Below are 12,160 nucleotides of genomic sequence, written 5' to 3'. Positions count from 1 at the left end.
ATGCGCGTCACTGGGCAACTCCCACGAAACGCTCGGCGGCAATCTGCTCGCGCAGCGGCATCCACCACTGCACGAGTTTGCGCAGGCCGTCGTCGAGGCCGACCCGGGCGGCGAAGCCCAGATCGTCCCAGGCGCTCGTGGTGTCGGCAAGACGGCGAGCCACGCCGTTGACGGCGCGGTCGGGTCCGTGCTCCACCGACAGGTCGGAGTCCATGACCCGCAGCAGTCCCTCGGCCAGACCCAGCAGGCTCGTTTCCGTTCCGCTCGCCACGTTGTAGACGCCCTCGCGCACGTCGCTCGTCGCCGCCAGAATGTTGGCCCTGGCGATGTCGTCGGTGAACACGAAGTCCATCGTCTGCAGTCCGCTGCCGAAGATGAGGGGCGGCTGACCGTCCATGATGCGCTCCATCCATCGCACCAGAACCTCGGTGTACAGGCCGTGCACATCCATTCGCGGTCCGTACACGTTGAAGTAGCGCAGCAACACATAGTCGGTGCCGTACATGGCCCGAAAACTACGCAGCATGCCCTCGTTGAAGGACTTCGCCGCCCCGTAGAAGGTGTCATTGTTGTGGTGGTGATGGCGCTCGGTGGTCGGAAACTGCTCCGCCATGCCGTAAACGGATGCGCTCGAAGCCGAGATCACCTTGCCCACCCCGTGCAGCTGCGCGGCCTCGAGCACATTGAAGGTGCCGTCGACGAGCACCTCGAGCGCGAGCCGTGGTTCCTCGGCGCACTGGGTAATGCGGATTGCAGCCTGGTGAAACACCAGGTCCTTGCCGCGCGTGACGTCATGAACGAGGTCGCGGTCACGAAGGTCACCCTCGACCACGGTCACCCTCCCCGAGGCCAAGGCGCTCGTGAGGTTGCTGGCCCTGCCGCGCACGAAATTGTCCAGAACATCGATGTGGGCAACACCCGCGTCGAGCAGCTGATCGACGAGGGTGGAACCAATGGTGCCCGCGCCGCCGGTGACCAGCACGCTCGCACCCTGCAGGGCGCTCATCGACGGGCCTCGACCAACGCGGCGACCGATGCGGCTTCCGCCGGCACCGGCGTGACCTCGACCTCGGCCATGGCGCCGGAAATCAGCAGGCTGCGGCTCGCCGCCTCGAGCACAGCGAGCACGCGCAGGGCGGCCTCGCCGTCGGTGCGGGCCGGCCGGGCCTGCCGGATGCTCGCCGCGAATTCGCTCGCCATCACCCCGAGGGCCTCACGCTCCGGCAGGGCGGGAGACCAGGTGTCACCCAGCCGATAGGAGACCATCGAGGAGGCGCGATCCACGCCGTCGACGCTCTGCTGCGTGAGGTCGACCCCGCGGTCGTAGACGCTGAGCCGCTGCTGCGGGTTCAGATCGTCCCAGACCAGGGTGCGCAGCGTTCCGCCAATGACCATCCGTCGAATCTTGGTCGGACTCAGCCAGTTGACGTGCACATGCGCAATGGCGTTGCCCGCGAGGGGAACGGTCAGATAGCCGATGCAGGACTTGCCGGAACCGAGCGGATCGGCACCGTGGGCGGACACCACCGACGGGCGCAGCCCACCGGGCAGGATGAAGTCGATGATTGAGAGATCATGCGGGGCGAGGTCCCAGAACACGTCGACGTCGGGCTGCACGAGGCCGAGGTTGATGCGTACCGAGTCGATGAAGAGCAGGTCTCCGAGAGCTCCGTCGGCGATGATCTCTCGAATCTTCAGCACCGCGGGGGTGTAGCAGTAGGTGTGATCGGCCATCAGGGTGAGTCCGCGAGCCGCCGCCTCCTGCACCATCGCGACCCCGCGCTCGTGGGTGTCGGCGAGCGGCTTTTCGACCAAAACGTGCTTGCCCGCTCGCAGGGCGGCCATCACCACCCCGTTGTGAGTGCGGGCTGGCGTGGCGACCGCGACGGCATCGAGGTTGGTCTGCGCCAGGAGCTCACCGACATCGGTGAACACCGCGGGGTTGCCGCCGGCCCGGTCGGCGAGTGTCTGGGCCCGCTCGCGGTCCAGATCGCAGATCGCCACGAGGTCCCACTCCGGGCTCGCGCTGAAGTTTCGGGCCAGGTTCGGGCCCCAGTAGCCGGCGCCGATCACGGCGATTTTCAACTTCGAATTCACGGTTGATCTCATTTCTGGTCGCCCGGCCTCACGGCCGGTGTTCGGGTCGCGCGTGGCCCGCCCTAGGAGGTGGGAACGAAGTTCACATCGACGAAGTAATTGGTGGCGTTGAAGGAGGAGCTGGGAAAGCCACCGCCGGCCCCGTAGCGATACCGGCCGTTGGCACTCGCGGCCGCGGTGAGCGGACCGGTCGTCTTAGCGGTCGTGAAATAGCTCGAGGTGTAGGAGTAGCGGCCCTGGGGTGCCAGATACGACACGACGTAGGTCGTTCCGGCGACCAGGGTCACCGGGGTGGCGAGCTGCGCGGTCTGCCAGCCGGTCGCACTTTCCGCGGTGAAGGTCACCGTGGCCAGGTTCGTGCCGGTCGTGCTCCACAGTTTGCCGGTGTGCGTTCCGGTGTTCCCGGCTCCCTTGTAGAAGCGGATGCCGGTCACCCGGCCGGCCACGGACGGCGTGAAGGACATGCCCAGTTCGACCGCGGCGGTGTCAGCGGCCGATGCCACGGCGGGGGTCTCGGTTCCGAGTAGTGACACGGGCGTTCCCGGGGTCGGCGTGGGAGTGGGGGTGGGTGTTGGGGTTGGGGTTGGGGTTGGGGTTGGGGTCGGGGTTGGGGTCGGGGTCGGGGTCGGAGTCGGGGTCGTGCCGGCCGGGGTGAACGCCAGGTCGACGAAGTAGTTCGTGGCATTGAACGCGGCAGTGGGAAAACCACCACCCGTGCCGTAGCGATAGAGCCCGTTTGTCGTTGCCGCTGCGGTGAGGGCGCCGCTGGTTTTCGCCGTCTGAAAGTACGCCGACGAGTAGGAGTATCGCCCCTGGGGTGCATAGTACGACACGACGTACTTCTCGCCCGCGGTGAGAGCAACCGGCGTCGTCAACGTGGCCGACTGCCATCCGCTCGTGGTCTCGTTCGCGAACGTGACGGTGGCCAACCGGGTGCCGGCCGCATTCCACAGGCTGCCCGTATGGGTGCCGCCGTTATTGCCGCCCTTGTAGAAGCGGATGGCCGACACCGTTCCGTTCACCGACGGGATCACCGAGACCCCGAGCTCGATGGCAGCGGTGTCGCCGGTTGCCGACGCCACAATCGGCGTCTCGGCACCCAGCAGCGTCGTCGATGCGCCCGGGGTGGGCGTCGGAGTCGGGGTCGGGGTCGGGGTCGGGGTCGGGGTCGGGGTGCTTCCCGGGGTGAAGATGGCGTCAACGTAGTAGTTGTGGCCTCGGTAGGAGTCGGTCGGGAACGTTCCGTTGCTGTTGTAGACCCCCGCCGGTGTCGCACCGAAACCTCCCGCCACGGTGAGCGGTCCACGGGAATCGCCCCGGTAGGCCCAGAAGTAGGCGTCTGCTGAGTAGTGTCCCCTGGGACTGAAATACGACACGGTGTAGGCCTGGCCGGCCGTGACCGCTACCGGTGACGAGAAGTTCGCGGACTGCCATCCGGAGGCCGTTTCCGTGCCAAAGGTGACGACGGCGAGCCGGTTGCCGGCGTTGTCCCAGAGCGTGCCGGTGTGGGTGCCGGTGTTGGTGCTGCTCTTGAAGAACCGAACCCCGGTGATCGACCCGTTCACGGTCGGCGTGAACCGCAGGCCCAGCTCTTCGGCGGCCGCGTCGCCGAAATCGGCGGCACGGGGCGCCAGCAGCCCCAGGGCGGAGTACGGCCCCCCACTGGTCAGCGAGCGCTGAACGGATGCCCCCATGTTCGAGCTGTCATCCATCGCCCGCGCCTGCACGTTTTGACCGCCGGCCCCCTTCTGAAGGTACGAGTACGTCCAGTTGGTGGTTCCGGTCGCGGCGCTGAAGGTCTGCCCGCCATCGGTCGACACTTCGACACCGGCCACAACGCCGCCGACATCTGAGGCCGTGCCCGTCACGGTCACGGAGGTGCCGTTGGGCACACTCGTGCCCGCGGCCGGAGCGGTGATCACCGCCGTCGGGGGCGTTCGATCGGTACTCGCGCTCGAGAGGGTCAGGGCCGTGTCCAGTGTCAGCGGTTGCACGCCCATGTCGGCGAAGAGGTTGACCTGCGCCTGCTGCATCCGTACGTCGGCAGCGGCCCCGTTGCCATCGTGCCTGGCGTCGAGCCCCCAGGTCCACTGCACGCTGCCGGCAGAAAAGACCAGCGCCCCGCTGGGGGCCCGGTACTGCGTGAGATGGTGCGTCGTCGTTCCGGGCAGCACCGTGTTGCCGAAGTCCTGCATGTATTCGGGCACCGCTCCGGTCGTGGTCGACAGGCGAATCAGCCCGGCCTGTCGGAAGCCGTTGTCTACGTCTTCGTTCGACTCGTAGCCGATCGTGTGACTGGCCAGGGCCCTCGTCGTTCCGGCGGGCAGGGTGGCCAGGGTGGTGTTGCGCCACAGCCGCAGCTTGCCTTCCTGGGCGCTGACGGAGACCGCAAGGTCCGAGAAGTTCGACGTGTACATGGTGCCGGACACCCCGTTTTCGGGCTGACCACCGCCGTTGGCCGCCGAGGCGAATCGGGGATCGCGCATGGTTCCGGTCCATTCGGGACTCGGATCGATCTTGTCGTAGCTCCAGGTTTCCTTGTACGAGACGACGGTGCGGTAGGCGGTGTTGCTGCCGTCGACGGAGGGTTCGTAGCGGGTGCGCCAGTACATTTCGTTGCCCGACAGAAACTGCAGGTTCACGCCCGCATCCCGCGCGGCCTCGACGTTGGCGCGTTGCCGCCCCGACCAGTACTCATCGTGTCCGACGGAGAGAAAGACTTGGTGATTGAGCAGCCCTGCCCCGAGACGGTCAGTGTCGATGCCACTCTGGTAGGTGACGTCGTAGCCGTTCTTCTCCATGAAGCGCACGAGCGGATACTCGTTGCCGAAGTAGAAGTCGCGTCCGCCGGAGGAACCCCGGGTCGAGAACGGTCGATTGTAGCTGAGTTTGTAGGCGCGGCCCGGGCTGGCGCCCTGGTAAAAGCTGCTGCCGCCGTAGTTGTTGTACGCCTGCCACGTGGTATCCGAGGTCTGAAAGAGCACATTCGCCCGGCTCGCTTCGTCGCGCACGACGAAGGTGATGTGACTTGACCCGCCGGTATCGGAACGGCGCAGGCGCGCAATGTAGACACCGGACACGGCGTCGGTGGGCACCGTCCACGACGCCGAAACGCCCCAGTTGCCGCAGTCATAGATCTGGGTCGCCACGCTCGAAATGCACGTGGGCTGCTGTTGCGGCAGGGTCGCCGAGGGAACGACCGTCGCGATACTGCGTGCTCCGAGGCCCTGATACCAGCCCGTGCGAAAGATTTCGATCGTGTAGGCCGAGGCGTTGGTGTCGATCTTGAAGTCGACCCGCCTGCCGACATTGACGCTGATGTCGGTCGAGAACCCCTGAATGCTGGGGTCACCGAAGCCGTTGATATCCCAGCCAGACGGGGCGGTGCCGGTCTTGCTGTTCTCACAGACGATCGCATTGGACTCGGCAGCGCAGGGTTCCACGGCGCCGGCAGGCTGCGCGACGGCCACCAAGAAGGTGGTCGCCAGCAGGGTGATCGAAAGAGCCGAGGCGATCAGGGACGCGCGTCGGCGCCCCTGAACCTCCCCATCCGGGAACCGAGTTTCTCTCATGAAGCACAGAGTGCCATGTGCCCCAAACGGCCGCGCCCCCCTAAATGGGGTTCGACCAGAGGGCCTACCCCGCGCTCACGCGGGGGACAGAGCTCTATTCAGCGGCGGCGAACCGATCCGTCGCGGTCACGATCGCGTCGAGAATGCCCGGCTGGTCGAAGGCGTGGCCCGCATCAGGGATCATCTGAAACTCGGCCTCCGGCCAGTTCTTGTGCAGCTCCCAGGCTGTGAAGGCCGGGGTGCACATGTCGTAACGGCCCTGCACGATGACACCCGGGATATCCGCGAGTTTGCCGGCATCGCGAATCAGCTGGTTCGGTTCGAACCAGCCCCTGTTGCTGAAGTAGTGGTTCTCGATGCGGGCGAACGCCACCGCGAAGGCCGGCTCGGTGAAGTGCGCGATCTTGTCCGGCTCCTGCAGCAGGGTGATCGTCGAGGACTCCCAGGTGGACCAGGCCACACCCGCGCGCTCGCGCACGAACTGGTCGGGATCATTCAACAGGCGGCTGTAGGCCTCGATCAGGTGACCGCGCTCATCGACCGGGACCGGGGCGATGAAGCTCTCCCAGAGGTCGGGGTAGATGGCGGCCGCGCCACCCTCGTAGAACCAGTCGAGTTCGACGGGACGCAGCGTGAAGATGCCGCGCACAATGAGCTCGGTGACCTTGTCGGGGTGGGTCTGGGCGTAGGCCAGGCCGAGCGAGCTGCCCCAGGAACCGCCGCAGACCAGCCACCGGTCGATGCCGAGGTGCTCGCGCAGGGTCTCCAGGTCGGCGACGAGGTGCCAGGTGGTGTTGGCGGCCAGATCGGCCGCGGGGTCGCTCGCGTGCGGCGTGCTCTGGCCGCAGCCGCGCTGGTCGAAGAGGATGATGCGGTACTTCTCCGGGTCGAACACCCGGCGCTGGCTCGCGCTCGAGGCCCCGCCCGGGCCGCCGTGCAGGTAGACGGCTGGCTTGCCCTCGGGGTTTCCCGAGGCCTCCCAGTACAGGGTCTGACCGTCGCCCACCTCGAGCAGACCGGTTTCGTAGGGTTCGATTTCCGGGTAAAAAGTACGCATTCAAGCACTCTACCGACTGACGTCTGCCGCTAGGCTCGGCGCGACCGGCCGCCGACGAGGAGAAAATGTCATCTACACGCGTGGTAATCATTGGCGGCGGCATCGTGGGGTTGGCGGTCGCCGAGCGACTCAGCCGTCTCGGTGCGCGCGTCACGGTACTCGAGAAAGAGGCGCGCTGGGCCGCGCACCAGACCGGTCACAACTCTGGGGTGATCCATGCCGGCCCGTACTACAAGCCGGGGTCCCTCAAGGCAACCCTCTGCACGGCGGGCAACGCCTCGATGTTTCGGTTCGCCGAGAAGAACGGTATCGCGCATGAGCGCTGCGGCAAGCTCATCGTCGCCGTCACCAGCCGGGAAATTCCCCGGTTGCGGGCGCTCAGCGACCGAGCGAGGGCCAACGGCATCGCGGCGCGGCTGGTGTCAGGCACCGAATCGCGTGAATTCGAGCCGCACGTTGCCGCGGTCGAAGCCCTGCGGGTGGAGTCGACCGGCATCATCGACTACACCGCCGTGACGCTGACACTCGCTCGGCTGGCCGAGGCGCAGGGGGCCGAGCTGCTGCTCGGAACCTGCGCGAGGGACATCCGTGTGACCGATCGACAGGTGACGGTCGTGCACGATTCCGGGTCGGTCACGGCGGACCTGCTGATCAACTGTGCCGGGCTGCAGAGCGACCGTATCGCGCTGCTGGCCGGGCTGCGGCCCGCGGCCCGCATCGTGCCGTTTCGCGGCGAATACTACGAACTCGTGGCCGACCGTCGTGATCTGGTGCGCGGCCTGATCTACCCGGTGCCCGACCCCGACCTGCCGTTTCTGGGCGTGCACTTCACCCGGATGATCGACGGTTCCGTTCACGCCGGGCCGAACGCCGTGCTCGCGCTCGCCCGAGAGGGGTATTCGTGGGGACGGGTCAACGTGCGCGACACCCTCGACGCCGTCAGCTATCCCGGATTCTTGAGACTCGCGAGCCGGAACGTACTGACCGGCGGGCAGGAAATTGCCCGGTCGCTGTCGAAACGGCTGTTCGCGTCGAGCCTGGCGCGGCTGGTGCCCGAGCTGACCCACGCCGACATCGTGCGGGCCGGAGCCGGCGTGCGTGCCCAGGCGATTCTGCCCGACGGCTCACTCGCGGACGACTTCGTGATTCAACACGCGCCACGGCAGATTCACGTGCTGAACGCACCGTCGCCGGCGGCGACGAGCGCGCTCGAAATCGCCCGCCATATCGTGGCTCAGGCCGATCTCGGTCTTCAGGCGAGGCCGAGGTCGTAGGCGAGGATCACAGCCTGCACCCGGTCACGCAGGTCGAGTTTGAACAGGATACGACCGACGTGGGTCTTGACGGTCGACTCCGAGAGAAAGAGACGGGCCGCCAGTTCGGAGTTGGACAGGCCCTCGGCGATGGCGAGAAACACCTCGCGTTCGCGTTCGGTCAGCACGACGAGGCGGTCTGCGGGCGCGGGGGCGGCATCCGTCGCCCGGCACGGCAGCTGCGCGCCGAACAGCTCGAGCATGCGACGGGTGACGCGGGGTGAAACGGATGCTTCGCCGCCGGCGACCGTGCGGATCGCCGCGATGAGTTCGTTCGGCTCGGCATTCTTCAGCAGAAAACCGCTCGCGCCGGCCCGCAACCCGCCGAAGGCGTACTCGTCGAGGTCGAAGGTCGTGAGAATGATGATGCGGCTCGCCGACCGCGCCGCGGCGATCTGCCGGGTCGCCTCGATGCCGTCCATGCCGGGCATCCGCACGTCCATGAGGATCACGTCGGGTTCGAGGCTCTGCGCCAGCCGGATCGCCTGCGCGCCGTCACCGGCCTCACCGACGACGGTCAGGTCGGTTTCGGCGTCGAGCACCATGCGAAAGCCCATCCGCAGCAGCGGTTGGTCGTCGACGAGCAGCACCCGGATGCCGGCCGGTGCCGGGTCTGTCGCGGTCATCTGGGCTCCCCCTGGTCGATGAATGATTCGGTATTCGGTGCCGCGTCGTTCGGTGCCGCGTCGACGTTCAGTGTGGCACGCACCTGCCAGCCGCCGTCGGGGCGTGGTCCGGCCTCGAGCGTGCCGCCGTAGAGGGCGACGCGTTCCTGCAGGCCGATGAGCCCCCGGCCCGACCCCTGCGACGACGGCGCCGAGGGGGTGGCGCTGTTGTCGCAGACGACGATCTCGACCCGGTCGCTGTGCATGCGCACCCGCACGGTGACGAGGGTCGACCGGGCGGCGTAGCGCAGCGCGTTGGTGAGAGACTCCTGCACGACGCGGTAGATGGCCAGCTGCAGCCCCGGATTGTCGGGGCCGGCCCCCTCCATCTCGAGCCGGGTCGGCAGGCCGGCCCCGCGATACGTTTCGACCAGCTCGGCGAGTTGCTCGAGGCCCGGTTGCGGCCGCAACGCCTGCGTCTGGGTCTGCAGCTCCGTCTGCAGCTCGGTCTGCATTTCGGTCTGCGTGAGCACGCCGAGCAGGCGACGCATTTCGGCCAGGGAAGCGCGGCCGGTCGTGGCGACCTCGCGCATCGCGGTCTGGGCCCGTGCGGGATCGCTCGTGGCGACGGCGCTGGATCCGTCGGCGAGCGCAACCATGACGGAGAGGCTGTGGGCGATGACGTCGTGCATTTCGCGGGCGATGCGGGCCCGCTCGGCGACGCGGGCGAGCCGGGCCTGCCGGTCACGCTCCGCGGCCAGCTGGGCGGCGAGGTCGAGCAGGGCACCGACGTAGCGTTTTCGATTTCCGACGTTCACCCCGATCAGGGTGGCGGCAAGCATCGTGACCGCATATTGCGAACCAACGGCTATCCAGGCCAGTTCACCGGGGCGCAGGCCGGCGGCAAGAAATCCGGCGACCGCGGATGCCCCGAATCCAATCCACGCGCTGCCCGCCCCGCGGTAGACGGCCACGGCGTACAGCGCGATGAGCAGCGGGAACGTGTCGGCGGGGCTGAAAACGGGGTAGGACACGAACAGTCCGGCCGCGGAGACGGTGAGCACGAGAAGCGGAGCATGGCGCCGAAACAGCAGGGCAATGCTGACGACGACGATGACGACGCCCTGGTTGACGAGTTCCGGTACCGACCGGTCACCCGGACTCCCGGTGACCAGAAGCAGCGGCAGCAGATAACACAGCACGACGCCGACATCCGTTAGCCAGGGGTGCCGGGCCCAGAACCGGCGGGCGACGCCGGGCGGGGTCGGCAGTAGAAGTTGCGGCTGTGCATCTGTACGCAATTCTCCCCCGGGCGCCGTGTGGCCCCCGGGGGAGGAATTGCTCGTGCTCATAGGCAAACTGTACGCGGTGCCCCGTGTGCAGCGGCCTTAGGCGTCGCGCGACTTAAGCAGCAGCCCGGCGAGGCCGAGGCTGGCCGCGACCCAACCGAGGGTGATGAGCAGGTTCTGCCACGCTTCCTCGACCACGCTGTAGCCGGAGGTGAAGAAGATTTCCGCGCCGGCGTTGGAAATCAGGTACGGGCCGAGGTCCGCGGTCCACTCGGCCGGAATCATCGACAGCACGACGGGCAGCACCAGCAGGATCCCGAGCGCCAGGGCGATGCCGCCGGCGCTGCTGCGCAGGATGGTGCCGAGCCCCTGGGCGAAGACGGCGATCAGGGCGAGGTAGAGGGCTCCGCCGAACACCGCCTGCATCAGCAGGGGGTCGGTCAGGTCGGCGCTGATGTCACTGCCGGCGAGGATCGGCGACGCCACCAAGAAGGACCCCACGGTGCTGATGACGCCGACGATGAAGGTCGCCGTGAACATCACGATCATCTTGGCCGCGAGGGCCGGCAGCCGCCGGGGCACCGCGGTGAGAGTGGACTTGATCATGCCGGTGGAATACTCGCCGGTCACGGAGATGACTCCGAGCACGGCGACGATCATCTGGCCGAAAAAGATGCCGAAGGTGGTGACGCTCAGAATAAAGGCCATCTGGTCGTCGTCCGCAAGCACGAGTCCGCTGTTGCCGGTCGCGGTCGACGACATCAGCAGCGCCATGCCCAGGGACACGACGATGACCAGGGCGAAGGACCAGACCGTGGATCGGAGGCTGCGCAGCTTGATCCACTCGGAGCGCAGGATGCCGACGAAGCTCAGGCCGGAACCGGTGGCCGGGCGCGGGGCGACGGGGGCGGCATCCGTCGTCGGGGATGGGTTCGGGGTGGTGAGGGTGCTCATCGTGCTACCTCCTGCAGCTCGCTGGCGGTGCGTTCGGGTGAGGGGTCGGCGGTGCCGCCGCCGGTGCGGTATTCGACCTCGTCCTGGGTGAGGGCCATGTAGGCGTCTTCGAGGGATCCGTTGATCGAGGCCAGCTCGTGCAGCGGCAGGCCGGCGCCCGCTGCTGCGTCGCCGATCTCGGGGGCGGTCACGCCGACGATCTCGAGAACGTCGCGTTCGACGCTGGTGACGGTGACATTCGGCCGAGCGAAGAGTGCGGCGAGCTCGGTGGCCCGCGGGCTGCGCACCCGCACCATGCCGCGGGTGGACGCGTTGATGATGTCGTCGACGGGGGCGTCGGCGATGACTCGGCCGCGGCCGAGCACAATGAGGTGATCGGCCGTGAGCGCCATCTCGCTCATCAGGTGCGAGGAGAGCAAGACGGTGCGGCCCTCGGCGGCAAGGCGGCGGGTGAGCTGACGCACCCAGAGCACGCCTTCGGGGTCGAGACCGTTGACGGGCTCGTCGAGAATGAGGGTGGCCGGGTCGCCGAGCAGCGCGACGGCGATGCCGAGGCGCTGGCCCATGCCGAGCGAGAAGCCGCCGACGCGTTTGCGGGCGACGGACTGCAGGCCGGTGAGCTCGATGACCTCGCGCACCCGGCTCGCGGGGATGCCGTGTGTCGCGGCGAGGGCGAGCAGGTGGTTGTAGGCGCTGCGGCCGGTGTGCACGGCCTTCGCGTCGAGCAGCACGCCGACTTCGCGCAGCGGCGCCTTGTGCTCGCGGTACGGCTTGCCGTTCACGATGACGGAGCCGCTGGTGGGCCGGTCGAGCCCGACGACCATACGCATCGTCGTGGACTTGCCCGCACCGTTGGGGCCGAGCAGGCCGGTCACCTTGCCGGGCTGCACCGTGAAGTCGATTGAATCGACCGCGGTCTTGCTTCCGTACTGCTTGGTCAGGGACTGTGCCTGAATCACTTGTTGACCTGCATCATCCGTTGCCTCATCCACGTTGTCGGGTGGGGCCGTAAATTGCCCCCACAACACACGCTACGGGCGACGGATGCTGCGGCGCGTCCTCCCGGGGCACCGTTGCGGCACGCGGAACCTCGTACCGCGGTACCACGGCCGCGCCGGGCGTCGCGGCACGCATAGGGGCACGGCACTCACCCGGGCACGCACTCCTCCGGCCACGGCACTCACCCGGGCGCGGCACTCACCCGGGCGCGGCACTCACCCGGGCGCGGCACTCACCCGGGCGCGGCACTCACCCGGGCGCGGCACTCACCCGG

Annotated in this window: 9 protein-coding genes; 1 reads left to right on the top strand and 8 read right to left on the bottom strand. The window is 67.7% G+C overall.

The features are described 5' to 3' along the window. Positions 1-7: 7 nt before the first annotated feature. From E3T55_RS06980 to pip, 4 genes are all read right to left on the bottom strand, one after another. A complete protein-coding gene (locus E3T55_RS06980; RefSeq protein WP_134518860.1) occupies positions 8-1,006 on the bottom strand; it encodes an NAD-dependent epimerase/dehydratase family protein in 999 nt (332 codons plus the stop codon). Beyond that, positions 1,003-2,097, bottom strand: a complete 1,095-nt coding sequence (locus E3T55_RS06975; RefSeq protein ID WP_420897978.1) for a Gfo/Idh/MocA family protein — start codon at positions 2,095-2,097, stop codon at positions 1,003-1,005. Before E3T55_RS06975 ends, E3T55_RS06980 begins: the two co-directional genes overlap by 4 nt. Positions 2,098-2,159: 62 nt before the next feature. Then, positions 2,160-5,669 (bottom strand): DUF4082 domain-containing protein, encoded by a 3,510-nt coding sequence (locus tag E3T55_RS06970; protein ID WP_134518858.1) that lies wholly within the window; start codon positions 5,667-5,669, stop codon positions 2,160-2,162. 94 nt (positions 5,670-5,763) lie between these two features. Then, complete coding sequence (pip, locus tag E3T55_RS06965) at positions 5,764-6,726, bottom strand: prolyl aminopeptidase (protein WP_134518857.1); 963 nt, start codon at positions 6,724-6,726, stop codon at positions 5,764-5,766. 65 nt (positions 6,727-6,791) lie between these two features. Here pip and lhgO point away from each other — a divergent pair, with 65 nt between their 5' ends. Further along, positions 6,792-8,000 (top strand): L-2-hydroxyglutarate oxidase, encoded by a 1,209-nt coding sequence (lhgO, locus tag E3T55_RS06960; RefSeq protein WP_134518856.1) that lies wholly within the window; start codon positions 6,792-6,794, stop codon positions 7,998-8,000. On the opposite strand, the gene E3T55_RS06955 is transcribed toward lhgO, so the two are convergent. From E3T55_RS06955 to E3T55_RS06940, 4 genes are read right to left on the bottom strand one after another with little or no spacing between them, the layout of a single operon-like run. Further along, positions 7,979-8,665 carry a response regulator gene (locus E3T55_RS06955; RefSeq protein WP_134518855.1) on the bottom strand — a complete coding sequence of 229 codons (687 nt, stop codon included), beginning with the start codon at positions 8,663-8,665 and terminating at the stop codon, positions 7,979-7,981. The genes lhgO and E3T55_RS06955 overlap by 22 nt on opposite strands. Further along, entirely contained in the window at positions 8,662-9,996 is a 1,335-nt protein-coding gene (locus E3T55_RS06950; protein ID WP_134518854.1) for a sensor histidine kinase, read from the bottom strand. The genes E3T55_RS06955 and E3T55_RS06950 overlap by 4 nt, the downstream gene beginning before the upstream one ends. Before the next feature lie 36 nt (positions 9,997-10,032). Then, positions 10,033-10,887, bottom strand: coding sequence for an ABC transporter permease (locus E3T55_RS06945; RefSeq protein ID WP_134518853.1), 855 nt, complete (start codon positions 10,885-10,887; stop codon positions 10,033-10,035). Next, positions 10,884-11,846, bottom strand: a complete 963-nt coding sequence (locus tag E3T55_RS06940) for an ABC transporter ATP-binding protein (RefSeq protein WP_134518852.1) — start codon at positions 11,844-11,846, stop codon at positions 10,884-10,886. Before E3T55_RS06940 ends, E3T55_RS06945 begins: the two co-directional genes overlap by 4 nt. Positions 11,847-12,160: the final 314 nt, after the last annotated feature.

It is taken from the genome of Cryobacterium frigoriphilum, assembly GCF_004403305.1.
In the GTDB taxonomy this organism is placed as follows: domain Bacteria; phylum Actinomycetota; class Actinomycetes; order Actinomycetales; family Microbacteriaceae; genus Cryobacterium; species Cryobacterium frigoriphilum.
The sequence above is the reverse complement of the archived record's forward strand: the minus strand, read 5'-3'. Positions and strand labels throughout refer to the sequence as shown.